The organism is Clostridium sp. CMCC3677 (genome assembly GCF_023845585.1).
Taxonomy (GTDB): Bacteria; Bacillota; Clostridia; order Clostridiales; family Clostridiaceae; genus Clostridium; species Clostridium aquiflavi.
In genome coordinates, this window is the sequence record NZ_JAMQHS010000004.1 from 138,853 (window position 1) to 163,252 (window position 24,400).

At 28.7% G+C, this 24,400-nt stretch carries 20 protein-coding genes; all 20 read right to left on the reverse strand.

All coding sequences use genetic code 11. The features are described 5' to 3' along the window. Positions 1-52: 52 nt before the first annotated feature. Positions 53-643: a CDP-diacylglycerol--glycerol-3-phosphate 3-phosphatidyltransferase gene (gene pgsA, locus NG901_RS06030; protein WP_252212841.1), complete on the reverse strand. Its 591-nt coding sequence runs from the start codon at positions 641-643 to the stop codon at positions 53-55. Then, positions 627-1,967: a 30S ribosomal protein S12 methylthiotransferase RimO gene (gene rimO / locus NG901_RS06035; protein WP_252212842.1), complete on the reverse strand. Its 1,341-nt coding sequence runs from the start codon at positions 1,965-1,967 to the stop codon at positions 627-629. The genes pgsA and rimO overlap by 17 nt, the downstream gene beginning before the upstream one ends. Before the next feature lie 101 nt (positions 1,968-2,068). Next, on the reverse strand, positions 2,069-4,423 hold the full coding sequence (locus NG901_RS06040) for an FtsK/SpoIIIE family DNA translocase (RefSeq protein ID WP_252212843.1): 2,355 nt from the start codon (positions 4,421-4,423) through the stop codon (positions 2,069-2,071). Positions 4,424-4,541: 118 nt separating this feature from the next. After that, positions 4,542-5,240: a ClpP family protease gene (locus NG901_RS06045; protein ID WP_252212844.1), complete on the reverse strand. Its 699-nt coding sequence runs from the start codon at positions 5,238-5,240 to the stop codon at positions 4,542-4,544. Between the two features lie 64 nt (positions 5,241-5,304). Beyond that, on the reverse strand, positions 5,305-6,504 hold the full coding sequence (gene dapG, locus NG901_RS06050) for an aspartate kinase (RefSeq protein ID WP_252212845.1): 1,200 nt from the start codon (positions 6,502-6,504) through the stop codon (positions 5,305-5,307). Between the two features lie 139 nt (positions 6,505-6,643). Then, positions 6,644-6,925, reverse strand: a complete 282-nt coding sequence (locus NG901_RS06055; RefSeq protein WP_252212846.1) for a YlmC/YmxH family sporulation protein — start codon at positions 6,923-6,925, stop codon at positions 6,644-6,646. 68 nt (positions 6,926-6,993) lie between these two features. Continuing rightward, positions 6,994-8,301 carry a M16 family metallopeptidase gene (locus tag NG901_RS06060; RefSeq protein ID WP_252212847.1) on the reverse strand — a complete coding sequence of 436 codons (1,308 nt, stop codon included), beginning with the start codon at positions 8,299-8,301 and terminating at the stop codon, positions 6,994-6,996. Between the two features lie 258 nt (positions 8,302-8,559). Next, a complete protein-coding gene (locus tag NG901_RS06065; protein ID WP_252212848.1) occupies positions 8,560-10,665 on the reverse strand; it encodes a polyribonucleotide nucleotidyltransferase in 2,106 nt (701 codons plus the stop codon). Between the two features lie 81 nt (positions 10,666-10,746). After that, positions 10,747-11,010: a 30S ribosomal protein S15 gene (rpsO, locus tag NG901_RS06070; RefSeq protein WP_003373351.1), complete on the reverse strand. Its 264-nt coding sequence runs from the start codon at positions 11,008-11,010 to the stop codon at positions 10,747-10,749. A 116-nt stretch (positions 11,011-11,126) separates the two neighbouring features. Then, positions 11,127-12,053: a bifunctional riboflavin kinase/FAD synthetase gene (locus NG901_RS06075; protein WP_252212849.1), complete on the reverse strand. Its 927-nt coding sequence runs from the start codon at positions 12,051-12,053 to the stop codon at positions 11,127-11,129. A 16-nt stretch (positions 12,054-12,069) separates the two neighbouring features. Further along, positions 12,070-12,945, reverse strand: coding sequence for a tRNA pseudouridine(55) synthase TruB (truB, locus tag NG901_RS06080; protein WP_252212850.1), 876 nt, complete (start codon positions 12,943-12,945; stop codon positions 12,070-12,072). After that, a complete protein-coding gene (locus tag NG901_RS06085; protein WP_252212851.1) occupies positions 12,942-13,919 on the reverse strand; it encodes a DHH family phosphoesterase in 978 nt (325 codons plus the stop codon). The genes truB and NG901_RS06085 overlap by 4 nt, the downstream gene beginning before the upstream one ends. After that, positions 13,919-14,269 (reverse strand): 30S ribosome-binding factor RbfA, encoded by a 351-nt coding sequence (rbfA, locus tag NG901_RS06090; protein ID WP_003374634.1) that lies wholly within the window; start codon positions 14,267-14,269, stop codon positions 13,919-13,921. Before rbfA ends, NG901_RS06085 begins: the two co-directional genes overlap by 1 nt. 13 nt (positions 14,270-14,282) lie before the next feature. Continuing rightward, a complete protein-coding gene (infB, locus tag NG901_RS06095) occupies positions 14,283-16,346 on the reverse strand; it encodes a translation initiation factor IF-2 (RefSeq protein WP_252212852.1) in 2,064 nt (687 codons plus the stop codon). Positions 16,347-16,365: 19 nt separating this feature from the next. Continuing rightward, on the reverse strand, positions 16,366-16,686 hold the full coding sequence (locus NG901_RS06100; RefSeq protein ID WP_252212853.1) for a ribosomal L7Ae/L30e/S12e/Gadd45 family protein: 321 nt from the start codon (positions 16,684-16,686) through the stop codon (positions 16,366-16,368). Then, positions 16,679-16,945, reverse strand: a complete 267-nt coding sequence (rnpM, locus tag NG901_RS06105; RefSeq protein ID WP_252212854.1) for an RNase P modulator RnpM — start codon at positions 16,943-16,945, stop codon at positions 16,679-16,681. Before rnpM ends, NG901_RS06100 begins: the two co-directional genes overlap by 8 nt. Before the next feature lie 14 nt (positions 16,946-16,959). Next, positions 16,960-18,114: a transcription termination factor NusA gene (gene nusA, locus NG901_RS06110; protein WP_252212855.1), complete on the reverse strand. Its 1,155-nt coding sequence runs from the start codon at positions 18,112-18,114 to the stop codon at positions 16,960-16,962. 17 nt (positions 18,115-18,131) lie between these two features. Beyond that, positions 18,132-18,593: a ribosome maturation factor RimP gene (rimP, locus tag NG901_RS06115; protein ID WP_252212856.1), complete on the reverse strand. Its 462-nt coding sequence runs from the start codon at positions 18,591-18,593 to the stop codon at positions 18,132-18,134. Positions 18,594-18,875: 282 nt separating this feature from the next. Continuing rightward, the gene (locus tag NG901_RS06120; protein ID WP_502800120.1) at positions 18,876-23,234 is read right to left on the reverse strand and encodes a PolC-type DNA polymerase III; all 4,359 of its coding nucleotides are present in this window, start codon (positions 23,232-23,234) and stop codon (positions 18,876-18,878) included. 105 nt (positions 23,235-23,339) lie between these two features. Next, positions 23,340-24,389: a flavodoxin-dependent (E)-4-hydroxy-3-methylbut-2-enyl-diphosphate synthase gene (gene ispG, locus NG901_RS06125; protein WP_252212857.1), complete on the reverse strand. Its 1,050-nt coding sequence runs from the start codon at positions 24,387-24,389 to the stop codon at positions 23,340-23,342. Between the last annotated feature and the right edge of the window lie 11 nt (positions 24,390-24,400).

Sequence of the window (24,400 nt, forward strand, 5' to 3'; positions counted from 1 at the left end):
TAAAGAAGGAATTTATTATAATTATATCCATGTTATATTATTTTAAACTTATCTATTTATTAGTAGATATTGAATCTTTGTTTTTCTTAAAATATTCATATCCTGAAATTATAGTTATTATAACAGCTGCTATTAGCATTATATTTGGAACTGTACTAAAGAATCCTTTCCAAAATTCACTATTAATAACTAAATTAGTTAAATACTTTGAGTCACCTATACTAACTTGTAATAGCAATAATACTATAGCTATTATTTGTATTACTGTTTTTATCTTTCCCCACCAACTTGCTGCTATAACTCTTCCCTCAGAAGCAGCCAATGTTCTTAAGCCTGATACTGCAAATTCACGTGCTATTATTATAACAGCAGCCCAACTTGGAACTATATGCATTTCAACTAATGTAATTAGTGCAGTTGTCACTAATAGTTTATCAGCTAAAGGATCCATAAATTTTCCAAAGTTAGTAACTTGGTTTCTACTTCTTGCAATATATCCATCAAGCTTATCTGTTAAAGCAGCTAAAACAAATATTATAGTAGCTATAAAACTACCATATGGTATTCCTTTAACAACTATAAATATCAGAAAAATAGGTACCAAAAATATTCTAATTAAAGTCAACTTATTTGCAAGATTCATCTTCAACAACTCCTATTAAATCGTAATCCATATTTTTGATTATTTTTACTTTAACGAATTCACCTATCTCCAATGGCTTAGGAGATTCAAAAAATACATTTCCATCTATATCAGGTGCCATCTCAAAATTTCTACCTTTATAGCATTCACCATCATATTCTTCAATTAGAATATCATATTTTTTGCCAACTTTCAATTTATTTATATTATTAGAAATCTTTTCTTGAGATAACATTAACTTTTCTTCTCTTTCGCTCTTTATCTCTTCATCTATTTGTCCATCCATTCTTGAAGCCGGTGTATCTTCTTCTCTTGAATATTTAAAAACTCCTACTTTATCTAATTTATATTCTTGTAAGAATTCTAAAATTTCTTGAAAGTCTTCTTGTGTTTCTTGTGGAAATCCTACTATGAATGTTGTTCTAATTGTAATATTTGGTGTATTCTTTCTAAGTTTTTCTATTTTATCAGTTATGTCTTTCTTGCTTGTTTTTCTTCCCATAAGCTTTAATACATGATCACTTATGTGTTGTATAGGTATATCTAAATATTTTACTACTTTATCATTAGATGCGATTTCTTCTATTAATTCATCATATATGGCTTCGGGATAGCAATATAATACTCTAATCCACTTTATTCCTTCTATTTTAGATAACTCTTTTAATAATACATGAAGATTTTTCTTACCATAAATATCACTACCATATTGTGTTGTATCTTGAGCTATTAATATTAACTCTTTAACACCTTTACTTGCTAAGTCTGTAGCTTCACTAATTATATTTTCCATCCTTCTACTTCTAAATTTTCCCCTTATTTTAGGAATTATACAATATGTGCAAAAATTATTACAACCTTCTGCAATTCTTATATATGCACTTTCCTTTTGTGTTGTAAGAATTCTGTCTCCTTCATTTATGTTTTCATCAGAATAATTTAATAATTGAGAAGCTTCTTTATCTCCTTCAATAAGTTCTGTAATAACTTTATCTATTTTATTATAATCATTAACTCCTAACATTATGTCTATTTCAGGTATAAGATTTTTTAATTCATCACCATATCTTTGTATTAAACATCCTGTTGCTATAAGAAGCTTACACTTGTAATTATTTTTATATTCAGCCATTTCTAAAATAGTATCTATTGATTCTTGTTTAGCCGACTCTATAAACCCACATGTATTTACAATTATAACATCTGCTTCTTTTGCATTATTAGTTATTTCATATTCATTACTCATTTTTCCAAGGATGATTTCAGAATCCACTCTATTTTTATCGCATCCTAAACTCACCATTCCAACTTTGTACTTAGTCAAGTTTTTGTCCTCCTGTATTTTAATGTTTTTAATTATACCAAATTAATTATAATATTTATAGCTATATTATCAACTATAATTAATTATTTAAGTTTTCTTTTTTAATTCTCATCTTTATCATCATATAATTCTTCTTTGGTAATCAATATCTTTCTTGGTCTACTTCCATCTTTTTCAGATATTATACCTCTTTCTTCTAACTGATCCATTATTCTAGAAGCCCTATTAAATCCTATCCTAAGTTTCCTTTGAAGAAAAGAAGTTGATGCTTGCTCGTATTCAATTACCGCATTTATGGCATCATTAAGTAGTTCATCAACATCATCACCATTTTCTGATATTGATGATTGAGCTTCATTATTTATATGCTCTATTATTTCTTCTTCATAATTACTAGTACCTTGACTTGATTTTACAAAGGATATAACTTGTTCTACCTCTTCTTCTGATATAAAGCAACCTTGTACTCTAAGTGGTTTACTTTCACCAACTGGATAATATAACATATCTCCTTTACCAAGAAGTTTTTCTGCACCAGAACTATCAAGTATTGTTCTAGAATCTATTTGAGACGAAACTGCAAATGATATTCTAGATGGTATATTAGCTTTAATTACACCTGTTATTACATCTACTGATGGTCTTTGAGTTGCTATGACTAAATGCATACCTGCTGCTCTAGCCATTTGTGCTAATCTACCTATATAATCTTCTACATCATTAGGGCAAACCATCATTAAATCTGCCAATTCATCTACTATGATTACTATATAAGGAAGTTTTTCTTCTATTACTCCTTTATTAAATAATTCATTGTATGATTCCATATTTCTAACACCCATTTCAGCAAAAAGCTTATATCTTTTTGTCATTTCATTTACTGCCCAATTAAGTGCTGCTGCTGCCTTTTTAGGATCAGTAACTACTGGAATTAAAAGATGTGGTATTCCATTATAAACATTGAGTTCAACAACCTTAGGATCTACCATAAGCAATTTAACTTCATTTGGACTATATTTATATAATAGACTTATTATTAAAGAATTTATACATACACTTTTTCCTGAGCCCGTTGCCCCTGCAATTAATGTATGTGGCATCTTACTTAAGTCTCCTACAACACATTTCCCTGAAATATCTTTTCCAAGAGCAAAAGCTAATTTTTTACTTGAATTAATAAATTCTTTTGATTCTAAAACTTCTCTTAAAAATACTGCTACTTGATGTGAATTAGGAACTTCTATTCCTATAGCTGCCTTTCCTGGAATAGGTGCTTCTATTCTAATTCCTGACGCTGCTAATCCAAGAGCTATATCATCTGATAAATTAACTATTTTACTAACTTTAACCCCAGGGCTTGGTTGTAATTCAAATCTTGTAACTGATGGACCTTTTGTTACTTGAGTCACTTTTGCATCCACCCCAAAATTTGATAATATTTCTTCAAGCTTACTAGCATTTTCTATCAATTCTTTTTTATCAGAACCCTTAAGTTTTTTGTTAATCTTTAAAAGTTCTAAACCTGGATAAAAATACGGCATATCCTCTTTATTTTGTTCGTGATAAAGGTTTTCTTCTATTTCACTGCTCATATTTTGTTTTTCTTCACTATTTAATTTTATTTTTTTATGAGTGGCTTTCTTCTCTTCTACAATATTTTCAGTAATTTGATTTTCTATATCAGACGAGAATTCACCTTCTACATCATCTTTAATATTATCATTTTTCATAAAATCTAAAATCTTTATTTTTTTATCTACAGTTGATAAAAATGCATCTTTTTCTTTACTAATTATTGGAACGTCTTCATCTTTTTCAACCACGTTTACAAATGTATTATCTAAAACTTTAACATCTTTTTTAGATTTAGATTTTACATTTCTCTCGCTTTTTATTTTTTTTCCTTTGTCTTTGGCTACAATCACTAAATCATATAAATTGATATCAAATATTAATATAAGTGAAATAACAGATAAAGTAAAAAATAATATATAAGTCCCTATTGCCCCCATAAACCTATATAAAGGGTAACATATAAAATAAGCTATTAATCCACCATGTAAACTTCCCTTATTATCAATAATAAATCTAATGTTATCTCCAAAACTATCTGTATCATTCATCATTTGAATATTTATAACTGAACAAGTTAATATTAATATTAATATTAACATTAATATCCCTAAAAATCTTTTCCCGAACTTTACATTGCCTCTAGTTTTGATATATTGAAAACCAAAATATATTAGATATATAGGTATTGCATAAGAGCCTACACCTATTAATAAATAAGAAAAATTTTGTGCTAAAGAAGATAGTAATCCTGCTAAAGAAGTGTATATAGCTATGGCAAGTATTACGCCTATTGCCATATATATTATTCCTAATATATCATTATTTATATTGCTTTCTTTTTTAGTTTTTTTATTACTTCTTTTAGTTCCACTTCTGCTCACATTTAATCACCTCATTGTTAATTATTTCTACATAGATAAAACTTCTCCTTTAATAAGATACCACTAAAAATAAAAAACAGCTATAATTTTTTTCTATAGCTGTTTAAATACTTAATTATTATTCAGTTAATTCTTTTAATTTTGCTAAGGCTTCTTTTATTCCTCCAACTTCATCTATAAGTCCACAATCAACTGCTTGCTTACCAATAAGTATTGTTCCCACATCATTTAATAATTCATTTGTTTGTAGCATGAATTTTTCCAATTCTTCTTCTTTAATATGTGATGTCCTTGTAATAAATTCATTTATTCTTTCTTGCATCTTTTTAAAGTATTCAAAAGTTTGTGCTACTCCTATTATAAATCCATTCATTCTAACTGGATGAACTATCATTGTTGCAGATGGAGTGATAAAAGAATAATCTGAAGCTGTTGCAAGAGGTACTCCTATTGAATGACCTCCGCCTGTTACTATTGATACAGTTGGCTTAGATATACTTCTTATCATTTCTGCAATAGCAAGACCTGCCTCTACATCTCCACCAACAGTATTTAATACAATTAGAATACCTTTAACATTATCGTTTTGTTCTAGATCTATCAATTGAGGTATAATATGCTCATATCTTGTTGCTTTAGTCTGAGGTGGTAATACCATATGACCCTCTATTTGACCTATTATAGACAAAACTTGTATACTTTTATTTGGCGTTACAGGGGCTGTATTTCCAAATTCCCTTATAGATTGCATTTTATTTTCGGCTTCACTGTTGTAATTTTTTTCATTATTATTTTCACCATTGAATATATTGTTCATAAAAACATTCCTCCCATACAATTATTTTGTACGGAAGGAATTATTATATACCTACTTATTTCATCTAAGATAAATTAAAAGTTTTATGAAGTACATTTATAGCTTTTTTAGTATTTTTTGAATGGATTAAACACCAAATTGTCATATTAGAATCAGCTGTCTGTAATACTTCTATATTGGCTGTAACTAAAGATTTAATTATTTTAGCCATAACACCTGGTCTTCCATTCATTCTAGAGCCTATAACTGCTATAGTGCTGCACTCTTCTATTAAATGATATTTTAAATTAAAATTAGTCAATATATTTTCTACAGTTTCTTTAACTTTAGAATTTATTGTAAATACTTGTCTATCAGGAAATATATTTATTAGATCCAGACTTATTTTATTTGCAGCTAATAAGTCCAATACATCTTGATATTTCATGTTTCCTTCATTTTCAACAAGCTTAATTAAAACTTGAATTCTATCTTTTTGATGTGTTATTCCTGTTATAATTCTTTCATTTTCTTTATCACCAAAGTTATTTATTAATGTTCCTTTGCAATTACTCATTGTATTCTTAATAATTAAAGGAATATTAGCTTTCATTGCTAGTTCTATTGCCCTTGGATGAATAACACTAGCACCTTGATCAGCTAATTGAAAAACTTCATTATAGCTTATTACATCTATTAAACTAGCGTCTTCTACAAGTCTTGGATCAGCTGTCATAATACCATCTACATCAGTGTAAATCTCTATACTTTCTGCTTGAAGTGCAACTCCAAGTATTGATGCTGTTGTATCACTTCCACCTCTTCCTAGTGTTGTAAAATATCCATCTTCACACATTCCTTGGAAACCTGTAACTACAGGAACTCTACCTTGAGATATTAAGTCTAATATTTTCTTTGGATTAGTATCTATACATTTTGCATCAGTAAAATTGTTATTAGTTATAATTCCAGCTTGCCCACCTGTTAATGGAACTGCATCTATTCCTGCAGCATATAAATCATTACTCATTACAACCGAGCTAATAAACTCACCACAACACATAAGTAAATCTTGAGCTAGTTTATTGGATATTTTAAAATCTTCATTTACTAAAGATAATAATGTATCAGTTGCATAAGGCTCACCTTTTCTTCCCATTGCAGAAACAACTACAACTGGATTATATCCTTCTTTTTTTGCTTGTTTTACTTTTTCAATTACTCTTTGTCTTTTTTCTGGTGTTGAAACCGAAGTTCCTCCAAATTTTTGAACAACTATCTTCATGTGTTTAATTATTTATCAAAATAGTTAAATATAAGTCTTTATACTTAATTTATTTTAATAAATATCCTCCCTTCATGATTACAAATATTACATCCTTAATAATATAATATTTGCATACCATTTTAAAGTTTAACTTTTTTTAAAGTTTAATTTTTTTTACTATTTCATCATCTGCATCAAGTATTATTGTTTTAGACCCTATTTTTTTTACACATTCCCAAGGAATTTCTAAAAACTCTTTGCTACCAAACATGCTAAATTTGCTAGTACTTGTATTAATAATTAAAAATTTAAAGTTTCCATCATCATCTATTATTAAATCATTATTTGCCAAATAATCGTATTTTTCACCATCATTTATATTTATCAACTCATATTTCTCTATATCACTTAAATATTTTATATTATTTAATTCTCCCATAATATATATCCTCCTTATTTGCTCATAACATAATATGATTAAAGAAGTATATTTATTACAAAATAAATTTATATGTTAACTTTATCTCTATTTGAAGAATTATTATATGCTTTTGTATCTGCCAATATTATTCTACTTAACTCATTGTAATTTACCTCTTGACCTACATAGCCAGCATTTAATATTCCTGGTTTAAAACATTCATCTAAAACGTTTTGTATGTCATTTTGGTTTATAGCATCTATTCTTCTTATAACTTCCTCTTCTGTAAATACCTCATTAGTAAAAAGATAACTTTTAGCATTTGCAAACATTCTTGAACTCGTACTTTCTAGTCCTAAAATATACGTAGCTTTTATTTTCTCTTTACTAATTTCTAATTGATTCTTTGTTATTCCATTATTTGAGAATTCTATTACTTCTTTATTTATAACTTCAAGTGCTTTATGTGCATAATTTTTGCTCAGACCTGTATATATATTTATAGTTCCTATACCTTGAAACGGTTGCAAATAAGAACAAATTGTGTAACATAGTCCTAATTCCTCTCTTACTTTTTGAAAAAGTATAGAAGAAGCTCCTCCCCCCAAAACATTGTTTAAAAGTACTAATGGATAACTATTTTTATCTCTATATGGTAACCCCTTTAACCCTAAAGAAATATGTAATTGCTCTATTTCTTTATTCACATATCCTGATTTACAATGTATTATTGGTGTATTATACTCAGGTATGTATTTTTCTTTACTTTTCCAACTACCAAAACAATCTTCTATTAATTTTTTCAATTCATTCTCATCAAATTTTCCACAAACTGATATTACTGAATTGTAAGGAGTATATTTTTCTGATATGAAATTTAAAATTTTTTCTCTAGTAAAAGATTTTATTTTAGGTATAGTTCCAAGTATAGGATATGATAATGGATTCTCTCTAAAAACAGCCCTTGAATGTTCATCATCTAATACATCTTCTGGCGAATCCTGACTCATATTAATTTCTTCTATTACTACACCTTTTTCCTTTTCTATTTCTTCTTCATCAAAATTTGAATTTAATATCATATCTGAAAGTACATCTAAACTTAAATCTAAATGAGTATTTAACGCTTTTATATAATAGCAAGTTGCTTCTTTACTAGTAAATGCATTTATTTGTCCACCTACATTTTCTATTTCTTCTACTATTTGTTTTGCACTTCTTTTTTTAGTTCCTTTAAAAAACATGTGTTCAATAAAATGAGATATTCCATTTACTTCCTCAACCTCATTTCTAGAACCATTTTGTATCATTATTCCAACACTTACTGAATTTAAGTGATCTATCTTTTCTGTTATAACTCTAAGTCCATTATCTAAAGTATACGTATTATACATAATTATTGCTCTCCTTCCATCTATGAATTACTTAAAATCATGCAGGTATAAAAATATTTTTCCCATAATAAATTTTAATATGAAATTTTTTTATTATTATATTTATATACTAACAATTACAATCCATGCTATATGTTAAGGGGAAATTTTAAATGATTATAATAAAAAAATCGCCAAAGCGATTTTAAAGTCATTAATTTATATATATTTATATAAAAAACATATGAAAAAAGAATAAAAAGGCAATTTAATTGCCCTTTATTTTTCTTCTTTGTTTTCTTGATCTAAAAGAACATCTTTTCTTGAAAGATTTATTCTACCTTGTGAATCAATTTCAGTAACTTTTACTAAGATTTCATCTCCTACAGAAACAACATCTTCTACTTTATTAACTCTTTCTTTATCTAATTTAGATATATGAACTAAGCCTTCTTTATTTGGAAGAATTTCAACAAAAGCTCCAAATGTAGTTATTTTAGTTACTTTACCTAAATAAATTTCTCCAGCCTTAACATCTTTAGTTAATCCTTCGATTATCTTTATTGCTTCTTTAACACCTTCGTGATCACTTGAACTTACAAATACAGATCCATCTTCTTTTATATCAATTTTAACGCCTGTATCTTGAATTATCTTATTGATAACTTTACCACCTGCGCCTATTACAGATCTTATCTTGTCTGGATCTATTTGAATTGTTTCTGTCTTTGGAGCATATAAAGAAACATCTTCTCTATGTTCTGATATACATTCATTAATTTTATCTATTATAGTTAATCTAGCTTTTCTAGCATCGCGAATTGCATTTTCTACTACATTAAAACTAAATCCTTTAAGCTTAGTATCAACTTGGATTGATGTAATTCCTTCAGTAGTACCTGCTACCTTAAAGTCCATATCTCCGAAGAAATCTTCTATTCCTTGAATATCAGTTAATACTTGTTCTTCTGATAAGTCTTCTGAAGTAATTAATCCCATAGCAATACCTGCTGCTGGTCTTTTTATTGGAACACCTGCATCTAATAATGCTAATGTTGAACCACAAACTGATGCTTGTGAAGTAGATCCATTTGAACTTAATACTTCTGATACTAATCTAATTGTATATGGGAATTCTTCTTCAGATGGGATTAATGGTTCAAGTGCTCTTTCTGCTAAAGCTCCATGACCTATTTCTCTTCTACCTGGTCCTCTTAAAGGTTTTACTTCTCCTACACTATATCCTGGGAAGTTATAGTGATGCATATATCTCTTTGATTGAGCCTCATCTATTCCATCTAAGATTTGTATATCTCCTACAGCACCTAATGTTGCTACTGTCATTACTTGAGTTAATCCTCTTGTAAATAATCCTGTTCCATGAGTTCTTGGAAGTAATCCAACTTCACAGCCTAAAGGTCTCACCTCATCAAAAGCTCTTCCATCAGGTCTTCTCTTGTCTTTTAATAACATATGTCTTACGACTTTCTTTTGCATGTTATAAAGTACTTCTTTTATATCTCCAAATTTATCTTCATATTTTTCGCCAAATTCTTCTTTAACTTTTTGATTAACAGCATCTATAGCTGCATTTCTTTCATCTTTATCAGTTATATACATGGCTTCTTTTATCATATCTGAAGCAAATTCTTTTATATCTTTTTCTACTTCTTCATCAACAGTAAATAATGTTGGAACATCTTTTTCCTTACCAAATTTACTAACTGCTTCTTCTTGGAAGTTAATTATTTTTTGACATTCATCAAATCCAAATTTAATAGCAGCAATCATAGTATCTTCAGGAATTTCATTTCCACCTGCTTCTATCATCATTACTCTTTCTTTAGTTGCACAAACTGTTAAATGAAGAGTACTTTCTTCACGTTCAGTTGCATTTGGATTAACAATAAAATTATCATCTATAAGTCCGACTTGAACAGCTGCAACTGGGATTGTAAAAGGTATGCTTGATAAGCATAATGCCATTGATGCTGCATTAATAGCTAATATTTCTGGTAAATTATCCTTTTCTACAGAAACAACAGTACAAACTACTTGAACATCATTTCTATATCCTTTTGGGAATAAAGGTCTTAGAGTTCTATCTACAGCTCTACCATTTAATATAGCTTTTTCTGACGGTCTTCCTTCTCTCTTTATAAAACCACCTGGTATTTTACCTACCGCATATAATCTTTCTTCATATTCAACACTTAGAGGGAAAAAATCAATTCCTACTCTTGGCTCACTTGATGCATTAACATTAGTTAAAATAACAGTATCTCCGTAGCTCATGAATGTAGCTGCATTTGATAGCATACCTATTTTCCCGAATTCAACTTTCATTTCTTTTCCAGCAATGTTAGTTGATAAAACGTTATTCATCTTTGAAACCCTCCTTTCAAACTCTCTTTATATTTTTTATAATTTTTTTAAAATAATAGAGCGGAAGATCCGCTCTAAAAATTATCTTCTTAAACCTAATTGTTTTACTATTGTTCTGTATCTTTCGATATCTTGATCAGCTAAATAGTTTAGAAGACCTCTTCTATGTCCAACCATCATTAAAAGACCTCTTCTTGAATGATGATCTTTTTTGTGAACTTTTAAATGTCCTGTTAATGAGTTAATTCTTTCTGTTAATAAAGCGATTTGAACTTCTGGTGAACCAGTGTCTCCTTCACTTCTTCCGTATTGTTTAATAATTTCTAATTTTCTTGCCTTATCCATAAGTGCACCTCCGTGTATTTTATCCCCTTATTTCCAAGTAAAAAGATGGCACCTTCAAACTTAGAAGTAGGTTCAATGTGTATTATATCAAAACTAATGATTATTGTAAATAAATATTATTTAACAACTATTTCTTCTTTCTCTGCAAATAATTTATTGTTTTTAAGTTCATTTACTAAATCATCTACAGAATCAAATTTCTTTTGATCTCTTATTTTTTTTATAAAATTAACTTCCATAATCTTTCCATAAATGTCATCATCAAAATTTAAAATATTAGTTTCTAAAGTAATCTCTTTGCCATTAACTGTTGGATTATTTCCTATGTTAGTGATTCCTCTATATATTTTATTATTGACTCTAACATTAGTATAATATACACCTATTTTAGGTAAAATAATGTCTTTATTATACTTTAAATTAGCCGTCGGAAATCCCATCATTCTTCCAATTTCTCGACCATGTACAATTTCGCCTTTTATAATATATGGTCTATTTAACATGATACTAGCTTCTGAAACATTACCAGCTTCTAATTCTTTTCTAATTCGAGTACTACTTATAACTTCATCTTTATATGTACATGAATCCATAACATGTAATTCGTATTCATATTTTTTTTCAAGTTCTTTTAAAAGTTTAGTATCACCTGAATTTTTATATCCAAATTTATAATTAAAGCCTACTACTATTCCTTTTATATTTAAATTAATACATAGAAATTTTATAAATTCTTCTGGTGTTATTTTCATAAATTCTTCATTAAAATTTGCAAAATATGCTATATCAATACCCTTATCTTCTAACATCTTTATCTTGTCATCATTTTCCATCAAAAGTTTAAGAGTATTACTTGGATTTATAAATTTTCTTGGATGATTTTTGAATGTAAAGACCATACTTTTACCATTATTTTTTTTTGCTATCCTGGTAACTTCATCTATTAATGATAAATGTCCTATATGTAATCCATCAAAACTTCCAAGAGCAACATAATTATCATAAGTTTGTACATCTTCAAAGTTGTTTTCTATAATAATCATCTTTATTACTCCCACTTTAAAATAATAACTTTTGTATCTTAAATCCTTTGCTATCTTTCATGCCAAGTCCTATAAAAGTATTTTCTTTATCATATACTCTATACAAAATATTATTTTCTATAACTTCATCGCTTAATCTTTTATCATATACCTTTACTCCATTGACTAATAATTTTGTAAATGAAGTATTCACTGTCAATTTAGGATAAGATGAAAGTGCCTCTTCTATACTTATTATATAGCTTTCAATATTTTCTGGTGTTAAATCTTCAATATTAATACTATCTTCTTCTTTAAATACAGAAGTTTCAGTTCTTATTAAATTAACCATGGTTGCTCCTACATTTAGTTTTTCACCAATGTCATAACATAAGCTTCTTATATATGTACCTTTTGAACATGTAACTTTAAAAGACACATACGGTAAATCATAATCAATCTCACAAATATCATAAATAGTAATACGTCTTGCTTCTCTTTCAACTTCAATTCCTTGTCTTGCAAGTTGATAAAGTCTTACTCCATTTTGTTTCAATGCACAATACATTGGTGGGACTTGATCATATTCCCCCATAAAAGAAAGTATACTTTCTTTTACATCATTTTCTTTTATATGAGAAGTGTCTCTTTCTTTTACAACTTCACCTTCCAAATCATAGGTAGTTGTATTTTTACCTAGCAACAATTTTACCTTATATACTTTTCTAGAATTCATTATATAATCTATAATCTTAGTTGCTTTTCCTAGACAAACTGGTAAAACACCTTCAGCTTCTGGATCAAGAGTTCCTGTATGTCCAACTTTTTTTTCTTTTGCTGTAAATCTTATTTTTCTAACTACATCAAAAGAAGACATTCCCTTATTTTTAAATACGTTTAGTACACCATTCATAACTTCATCTCTTCTTTTATTGTTTTTAGTAAATTATTTTTAGCTTCTTCTAAATTTACACCTTTTTGAAGGGCACCTGCTGCTTTAATGTGTCCACCACCACCGTATATTTCTGCTACTTTTCTTACATCAACATTGTTTTTTGATCTTAAACTAGTTTTAATTCCTTTTTCTGATTCTTTTAATAATATAGCAACTTCTATGCCCTTTATTCCAAGACCAAAAGAAATTATATCTGAAGTATCTGTTGTTAATAAATCAAATTTTTCTAGTATATGATACGGTATTTCCATTACTGCTACTTTATTATTTAATGCTAATTCTAAATTTGATAACACATAACCCATTAATTTTATTTTATTAAATTCCCTATTATCAAAAAGACTGCTGTGTACTTTACTATTGTCTAATCCTAACCCTATAAGTTCTGAAGCTATTGCGTGTGTTCTCTTTGTAACATTAGAATGCCTAAAAGACCCCGTATCTGTAACTAAAGATGTATAAATTGCTTTTGCCATCTCTAAATTATTCTCGTCTTTTTTACTAAGATCAATACCTAATTCTTTTATAAGTAAATATGATATTTCTGCTGTGGCTGCTGCTTTAGGATCTACATAATTTATATATCCATATTGTTCATTTGATAAATGATGATCAATATTTATAATTTTTCCATTATAATTATCTAAATTTGCAGAAATTCTCTCTACATTACCACAATCCATTACTATAACTAAATCAGTGTATTGGTCTGGTTCTAGTGTATTTCCATCAACTTCTTCAGATAAAGAAAGGAAAGAGAGGTTATCTTGGATAACATCTCTTGAAATAATATAAGCATCTTTTCCTATAGTTCTAAGTGCTTTAAGAAGTGATAAAGTACTTCCTATAGCATCTCCATCAGGAGATGTATGAAAAGATAATCCAATCTTTTTAGCTTTTAATATCTCTTCCTTTATACTTTGTAAAGACATTATTTATCTTTTACCTTTTGAATTAACTCATCAATATGCATTGCATAATTTATTGAGTCATCTAATTCAAATAATATTTCTGGGTTGTGTCTTACATTTATTCTTTGACCTAGGATTTTTCTTATAAATCCACTAGCACTCTTTAAAGCCGTAAAGTTATCCTTTTTTTCTTCCTCTTTTGTTGAGAATATACTTACATATACCTTAGCATATCTTAAGTCTTTAGTAACCTTAACGTCTGTAACAGAAATCATAGCAGTAAGTCTAGGGTCTTTAATTTCATTTTGAATAATGTTACTTATTTCTCTTTTAAATTCTTCGTTAATTCTGCCGCCTCTATAGTTTGGCATTTACATCACCTCTTTATAGCTCTTTTCTCTTGATTGCCTCCATCATAAAGCATTCAAGGATATCGCCTTCTTTAACGTCATTGAATTTTTCTACTGTCAATCCACATTCATATCCAGTATTAACTTCTTTAACGTCATCTTTAAATCTCTTTAATGATGATAAGCTTGATTCAAAAATAACTATACCATCTCTTATAACTCTTGTTTCAGCATTTCTTTGAAGCTTACCATTTAGTACATAACAACCAGCAATTGTTCCAACATTTGAAATCTTATAAGTTTCTCTTACTTCTGCTGATCCTAAAATAACTTCTTTATATTCTGGTTCAAGCATTCCTATCATAGCTGATTTAACATCTTCTATAGCATCATAAATTATTCTATAAGTTTTTATCTCTACATTTTCTTTATCAGCTTGTGCTACTGCATTATTATCAGGTCTTACATTAAATCCAATAACTATTGCATTTGAAGCAGTTGCTAAAGTTATGTCAGTTTCTGTTATTGCACCAACACCACCATGAATTACTCTTACTTTAACATCATCTGTTGAAAGTTTTTCTAGTGATTGATTAATAGCTTGAACTGATCCTTGAACATCGGCTTTTACTATTATACCAAGTTCTTTAACTTTTCCTTCTTTAATTTGACTATATAAATCTTCTAAAGAAACTCTATTACCACTCATTAATGAGTCAGATTTTTCTTTATCTTTTCTCTTATCTGCCATTATTCTAGCTGTTTTTTCATCTTTTACTTGATTAAATCTATCTCCAGCTTCTGGAACTTCTGAAAGACCTAAAACTTCAACTGGAATTGATGGACCAGCAGATTTGATTTTTTTACCTGTATCATCAAACATTGCTCTTATTCTACCATATGTAGATCCTACAATAATTGCGTCACCAACATGTAAAGTACCATTTTGAACTAATAATGTAGCAACTGGACCTCTACCTTTATCAAGCTTAGCTTCGATTACTGTTCCTTTTGCTTTTCTTTCTTTGTTAGCTTTAAGTTCAAGCATTTCAGCTGTAAGTAATACCATTTCAAGTAGTTTATCAATATTTAAATTACTCTTTGCAGATACTTCTTCACATATAACGTCTCCGCCCCACTCTTCTACTACTAATCCATGTTCTGTTAATTCTTGTTTAACTCTATCTGGATTTGCACCTGGTTTATCAATTTTATTTATAGCAACAACCATAGGTACGCCAGCAGCTTTACAGTGATTAATTGCTTCTTTAGTTTGAGGCATAATTCCATCATCAGCTGCAACAACTAATATAACTACATCTGTTACTTGTGCTCCACGTGCTCTCATTGCTGTAAAAGCTTCATGGCCTGGAGTATCTAAGAATGTAATTTCTTCACCATTTATATTTATAGTATAAGCTCCTATATGTTGAGTTATACCACCTGCTTCTGTATCAGTAACTTTTGCTTTTCTTATAGCATCAAGTAACGATGTTTTACCGTGGTCAACATGACCCATAACAGTTACTATTGGTGGTCTTTTTGCAAGATTTTCTTCATCATCTTCTTCAACTTCTACTGCTTCAAGTTCTTCTGTAACTTCTAACTTTTCTAGTATTACACCATAGCTTTCACATACTTTTTCAGCTGTTGCGAAATCTATTTCTTGATTTATTGCTGCCATAACTCCTGAGAAAATTAATGTTCTGATAACATCATTTGAAGGTTTATTTAATTTTTCAGCTAATTCCTTAACTGTAATAGTTTCTCCAATTTCAATTACTTCAGTCTCAAGTTCTTCATTTTCATCGTCTTTATCTTCTCTTTTATTCTTTTTCTTTTTCTTTTTAGCTTTGTTAAGCTCGTTTTGTAGAATTTCTTCATATTCATCAACTAAACTTTTTGCTTCTTCTGAACTTCCTTCAGCATATTCTGGTTTAGTTGCTAATAATTCTTTTATTAATTGAGCTTCTTCATCCTCAATAGCACTCATATGATTTTTAACTTCCACACCAAACTCATCCATTAATAATGTTATTAAATCTTTTGAACTTACATTAAGTTCTTTTGCTAATTCGTATACTCTTATTTTTGACATAAAGTCACCCCCGTTATTATTATCTACTCATATATTGTTTCTCCTCCTCATATATTTCAAGCAATTTTTTTGCCATATTTTTATCTAGGATTCCTAGTATCATAATTTGATCACGACCAATAGGACTTCCTAATTCTTCTTTGGAGAAACTATTAATATATGGTATATTTCTTTGAACACAATGTTTTATAAATTTTTCTTTTGAAGACTGTGATAAATCATTAGATATTATAAACAAATAAATATCAAGTTTATTTCTTAAATCGTCACATTTACTATAACCCTCTAACAAATTTCCTGATTTTTTGGCAATACCTAAAAAATTATAGAACTTATTCATTTTCTATTTCATCCTTTAGTCTTTCATATATTTGTTCACTTATAGAGCTATCTAAGTTTCTACTTAATCTTTTAGCTTTAAATGCTTTTTCAAAACATTCTATATCTCTACAAATGTAAGCACCTCTTCCTGATTTTTTACCAGTTAGATCAACTGATATATCACCTTCTGGGCTTTTAACTATTCTTATTAGTTCTTTCTTAGGTTTCATTTCCATGCAACCAGTGCACATTCTTAGAGGAATTTTCTTAACTTTCATTAAAAACACCTCTCCTATTCTTCTATATCTTCACATTTAAGATCTAATCCAGCCACATTTTCTATAGTTTCTTCTGACATATCTACATCTTGATCTATAGCCTTTTCTTCTTCTGCTTCTAAAGCTTCTTGTTGTGACTTGCTTTTTATATCTATTTTCCAATTAGTAAGTTTTGCTGCAAGTCTTACATTTTGGCCTTCTTTACCAATAGCCAATGAAAGTTGATCATCAGCAACTACTATTTTAGCTGATTTGCTATCTTCATTTATTTCTGAACTTATTACTTTTGCTGGACTTAATGCATTAGAAATAAATTCTGCTGGATCTTTACTCCATTTTATTATATCTATTTTTTCATTTTTAAGTTCATTTACTATATTTTGAACTCTAACACCTTTAGGACCTACACAAGCTCCCATTGCATCTACTTCTTCATCGTTAGAATACACTGCTATCTTACTTCTTGATCCTGCTTCTCTTGAAATACTCTTAATTTCAACTACACCATTAAATATTTCTGGAACTTCTAATTCAAATAATCTCTTAACTAAACCTGGATGTGTTCTTGAGACATGAACTTGAGCTCCTTTTGAAGTATTTTTAACTTCAACTATATATAGTTTTAATTTTTCATTAAATCTATAGTCTTCATTTGACATTTGTTCATTAGGACCTATTATACCTTCAATCTTGCCCAAACTAACAAAAACCATACCTTTATCTTTTCTTAATATAGTACCTGTTATTATATCAAATTCTTTTTCTTTATATTCACTATAAATTATATTTCTTTCAGCTTCTTTAATTCTTTGTGTAACTACTTGTTTAGCAAGTTGAGCTGCTACTCTTCCAAAGTTTTTAGGAGTTACTTCTAAATCCACAATATCATCAACTTCATACTTAGGGTTAATTGCTTTGGCTTCTTCTAATGAAATTTCTGTTACTTCATCATAAACCTCATCAACAACCATTTTTTGAGCATATACGTGAATTTCCCCATTTTCTCTATTTATACTTATCTTAACATTTTGTGCTGATGTATTTAAATTTGCATAATTCTTTTTATACGCAGCAACCATTGCATCTTCAATAGTAGTAAAAAGTAAATCTTCTGATATTCCTTTTTCCTTTACTATCTCTTTAAGAGCCCCTACAAACTCTTCATTCATTTTAATCTCCTCCTTATTTATATTTCTCCCTCTAAGTTTGCACCTTTTATTTTTTCAGTTGGAATTTTTAATTCTTTTTCTCCCTGAACTGTTATAAACTCATTGTCAGCTTCTTTTAATATACCTTGTATTTTCTTCATACCTTCTAAAGATCCATTAAATCTTACTAAAACTTCTCTTCCAATAAACTTTTTAAAATGTTCTTCTTTATAAAGTCCTCTATTTAATCCTGGTGAAGAAACTTCTAAATAGTATGAATCTTCAATTGGATCTTCAACGTCTAGTATTTCACTAACTCTTCTTGAAACTTTTTCGCAATCGTTTAGTGATATACTATCTTCTTCTTTATCAATATAAATTCTTAAATAATATTCGCCATTTTCTTTTACATATTCCAAATAGTATAACTCATATGATAATTCTTCTACTATTGGTTTAACTAATTCTTCTACTTTTTCAAGTAACATATCTTTTCTCAAATTTATGAAACCTCCTCTGCTATATTCAGTTTTAAAATTAATGCATTCGTTTTTAATTATAAAATCATAATCAAAAACGCAACTATATTAAAGTAGTTGCGTTACAAATAGAAAGAGCGGGTAATTTCCCACTCCACTTTTATAGCCTATTGACATTAAAAACTAAGTACATAATATCATAAATAATAGATAAATACAAGAGTTATAAATAAAAGCTTGAATTTAGATATTAATTCATTCTTTTGTTTTATGCTAAAGGTATATTTTTAAGTCTTAGTATTTCTAGAATAAAGATAATTGATTCGTTTCTGATAAACCATCTAAGCATCCATGACTGCTTAAACTTTCTATAACAGTTTTTGAAACCCCTGCTCTTATTCTTAAATCTTCTTTAGATATAAATTCACCTTTTACTCTTGCTTCAACTATATTTTTGGCTGCATTATCCGCAACTCCAGGCAAAGAATTCAATGGTAAACGAAGTGCTCCATCTTCAATTTTAAATTTTATTCCTTCTGATTTATATAAATCTACTCGTAAGAATTTCACGCCTCTTTTATAAGCCTCAAAACATAATTCTAATACAGTTATTAATCCTTTGTCTTTTACACTTGCATTATTTCCAAGCTCATATAATTCTTGAAGTTTTGTATGCACAGCACCGTCTCCAAGACACACTAAGTTCGCATCAAAATCATCAGCTCTAACTGTAAAATACGTTGCATAATATGCTTCTGGATAATATACCTTGTAATATGCTATTCTAACAGCCATCATTACATATGCAACAGCATGACCTTTAGGGAACATATATTTTATCTTTTTACATGATCCAATATACCATTCTGGTACTTCATGTTCTTTCATAAGTTTTTCATCATCTTCTGAAAGACCTTTTCCTTTTCTTACTTTTTCCATTATTGTAAATGCATTCTTTGGTGGTAGTCCTTTATACATTAAGTAAACCATAATATCATCTCTTGTTGCTATACAATCTCTTAATGTAGTAAAGCCTTCTTTTATATAATATTGAGCATTATTAAGCCAAACATCTGTACCATGGGAAAGTCCTGATATTCTTACTAAATCTGCAAAAGTCTTAGGCTGTGTATCAACAAGCATCCCTCTTACAAATTTGGTACCAAATTCAGGTAGTCCATAACTTCCAACTTCACATTCTAGTTCCTCTTTTGTAACGCCTAATGCTTCTGGTGATGTAAAAAGACTAAGAACTTTTTCATCATTTAAAGGTATTGTTTTCGGATCAAGTCCTGTTAAATCTTGTAACATTCTAAGAACAGTAGGATCATCATGTCCAAGTATATCTAATTTTAATAATCTACCACTTATTGAATGATAATCAAAATGTGTTGTTACAACATCTGTATCATTATCATCAGCTGGATGTTGTATAGGACAAAAATTATAAATTTCATTATCAGCTGGTACAACCATTATTCCACCTGGATGTTGTCCTGTAGTTCTTTTTATTCCTGTACAACCAAGTGTAAGTCTTTCTATTTCAGCTGAAGAGGTTATAATTTCTCTTTCATCTAAATATTTTTTTACATATCCATAAGCTGTTTTTTCTGCTATTGTTCCAATTGTTCCTGCTTTAAATGTATGACCCTTACCAAATAGTACTTCTGTATACCTATGTACTACCCCTTGATACTCTCCTGAAAAGTTAAGGTCAATATCAGGTTCTTTATCTCCTTCAAACCCTAAGAAGGTTTCAAACGGTATATCATGACCATCTTTTATATATGGTACATCACAATCAGGACAATTTTTATCTGGTAAATCTGCCCCTGAACTTATTGAACCATCTAAAAAGAATTCTGATTTCTTACACTTAGGACATACATAATGCGGTGGCAATCCATTAACTTCAGTGATATCAGACATAGTTGCTACAAATGAAGACCCAACGGATCCTCTTGAACCAACCAAATAACCATCTTCCGTAGATTTAGCAACTAGTTTTTGAGCTATTAGATATAATACGGCATATCCATTGTTTATTATAGAGTTAAGTTCTTTATCTAGTCTTTTTTGAACTACCTCTGGAAGAACTTCTCCATAAATAGCATGAGCTTTATTCAATGTCATATTCTTTATATCTTCTTCTGCACCTTCAATTTTAGGTGGATATGTTTCATCTGGTATTGGCTTTAACACATCTATACTATCAGATATTTTTTTAGGATTATCAATAACAACTTCTTTTGCGATATCTTTTCCTAAATAAGAAAATTCTTTTAACATTTCTTCTGTTGTTTTTAAATAAAGTGGTGGCTGATTATCTGCGTCAGAAAAGCCTTGCCCTGCCATAATTATTCTTCTAAAAGCTTCATCATTAGGATTTAAGAAATGTACATCTCCCGTAGCAACAGTAGGTTTATTGCATTCCTTACCCAATCTATATATTTTTCTATTAATCTCTCTTAATTCTTCTTCATCTTTAACTGACCCTTTTGCAATAAGGAAATTATTATTAGCTATAGGTTGAATTTCAACGTAATCATAAAATTCTATAATTTCTTTTATTTCATCATCACTTCGTCCTTCTAATACAGCTTTATATACTTCTCCTGCTTCACATGCAGACCCTATAATTAAGCCTTCTCTAAATTCAGAAAGTAGAGTCTTTGGTGTTCTTGGCCTTCTAAAGAAATTATCTATATGAGATTTAGATACTAATTTATATAAATTTTTTAATCCTGCTTGCGTCTTAGCTAAAATAATAATATGATAAGTTGGTTGCTTTCTTATATCCACTTTTGATAAAAACAAATCATTTAAAGATTTCAAATCATTTATTTCAAAATCCTCTTCTATTTTCTCAAAAGATTTTAAAAGTATATCTGCTGTTGCTTTTGCATCATCTACTGCTCTATGATGATTTTCAAGAGAAATTCCCAAGAATTTAGCAACTATATTTAGTTTAACCTTTTTTAATTCAGGATATAAAAATCTACATAATGTAACTGTATCCAATATTGGAAGATCAAACCTTATATTTAAATCTCTGCAATTCTTTTTTATAAAACCCGTATCAAATGCTGCATTATGTGCAACTACTACAGTATCTTCACAAAACTCCATAAATTTCGGAAGTATATTTTCTATTATGTCTGCATCTTTAACCATATTATTATCAATGCTTGTAAGTTGTGTGATTTTATATGGAATATCTCTTTTTGGATTAACAAAACAGCTAAATTTATCTATAATTTCACCATTTTTAATCTTAACTGCTCCAATTTCTATTATTTTATCATTAACAGGAGAAAATCCGGTTGTTTCTAAATCAAAAACAACAAATGTATCATCCAATGTATAACCTTTTTCATTTATTACAAGAGGAACCCCATTATTAACTAAATAACCTTCAACTCCATACAATATCTTTATTTTATTTTTTTTAGAAGCAAGTTGTGCTTCTGGATATGCCTGAACTACACCATGATCCGTTATTGCAATTGCTTCATGCCCCCATTTTGCAGCAGTCTCTATTATTTTAGATGCAGATGTAATACCGTCCATACTACTCATATTAGTATGAAGATGAAGTTCTATTCTCTTTTCCTGAGCTCCATCCATTCTATCAATTTTTTTCATTCTAGCTATATCTCTACCCATTATTACTACTTCTCTTGCATAAGTATCAAATACAGCTTCACCTCTAACTTTACAATAAAGTCCTTTTTTGACTTCATCCAATACCGCTTCTTTTTCTTGAGGTTTTAAGAAACACTTTACAGTGATAGAACTTGTATAGTCTGTAATATAAAAAGTTAATATTGTTTTTCCTGTTTTAGTTTCTATAATATCTGTTTTGAAAATTTCACCTATAATAGCTACATATCCAGTTGTTTCATCTATATCTTTTATAGGTGTAGATTCCATCCTTATACCTCTTCCAAGAATAGTATTTTCATCCTTTGGTTCTTTCTTGTAAGAAGCATAATTTGGCTTATTATCATTTTTTCTATAATTATTTTCACCGGATTTTTGTGATTTAGATACTTTTGAACTAGAACCATCTGAACTTATAGTTCTATTACTCATAACTTCTTTTATTATTTTAATATTTTCTTCTTTTTTACTTGCTTCATATTCTTCACCAATCATTAATTTTGAATCAAAACTAAAATTAACTTTTGTTGAAATACTAAAAATATCTTTTATATTATTCTGAAGTAATTTATCTATTTTCTTATTTAAAGCATGATTTATTAAAGTTTCATTTCCTGAATATATATTTATAACTTTTTCATCAACTTTTCTGTTCTTGGAATATAATATAGAACGACATAGAGGGTATTTTTTTGCTATTTCTTCTGCAATATTAATCCAATATTTTGAATTAATTTCTTCTAATGATGTATTACTAACATCTAGATAACACAAAAATTCTATATCTATATTAAATCCTAAATTATCTATAATTAACTTTTTCAAATATTCTTCTTCTTGACTTGTAAGTGATTCTAATGATTTCAGCACTATTTTTAATATTTGACTTTTTTTATAAAACTGAAATCTTAATAGTCTTATTTCTTTATTTTCTAAAATTTCATTCTTATTAATTTCTTTTGTTAATTGTTTTATAAAGTCTTGACTAATAAGAACCACTCTCCTCTCTAAAGAATAAATAGAGGGATTTTCATCCCCCTATACTTATTCTTATATTATAATGCTTAATTTATAAATCACAAAATATCCTTTTTATCTTCTAAACTAAATATTATTTATTTCTTCCATCAAAGCATTTATTAACTCTTCTTCTTTAACTTTTTTAATTATTTCGCCTTTTTTAAAGATGATTCCTTCACCTTTACCTCCAGCAATTCCAATATCTGCTTCTCTTGCTTCTCCAGGACCATTTACAACGCATCCCATAACAGCAACTTTAATATCTTTATTGCAATTTTCTAATCTTTTTTCAACTTCATTTGCTATCTTAATAAGATTAATTTGAGTTCTTCCACATGTAGGACAAGATACAAAGTTTACTCCACCTTTTTTTAATCCTAATGACTTAAGTATTTCTATTGCAACTTTAATTTCATCAACAGGATCACTAGTTAAAGACACTCTTATAGTATCACCTATTCCCTCAGCTAAAAGAGTTCCTATACCTATGCTTGATTTAATTGTACCTTTAGTTACAGTTCCTGATTCTGTAACCCCTAAATGAAGAGGATAATCACATTTATCTCCTATTAATCTATAACAATCTATCATCATCCTTACATCTGATGATTTTATTGAAATAACTATATCGTTAAAATCTAATTTTTCTAAAATCTTAACATGTCTTAGAGCACTTTCAACTAAACCTTGTGCTGTAGGTTTTCCATCTCTTTCTAATATATCTTTTTCTAAAGATCCAGAGTTAACACCTATTCTTATAGGTATGTTTTTTTCTTTACATTTTTCTGCAACTATCTTTACTTTTTCTTCACTTCCAATATTGCCTGGATTAATTCTTAAAGCAGATACACCACTTTCTATTGATTCAACTGCTAATCTATAATCAAAATGTATATCTGCAACTACTGGTATCGGTGATTTAGTTGTTATTTCCTTTAGTGCTTTTGCTGCATCCATATCTAATACTGCACATCTCACTATATCACAGCCAACTTTGTACAGTTCATTTATTTGATTTAATGTATCTTCCACATTTCTTGTATCAGTAGTAGTCATTGATTGAATAGTTATTGGTGCATCTCCACCAACATAAGTATTTCCGACTTTAACTTTCTTTGAAATTCTTCTTTCCATATTTTCATCTC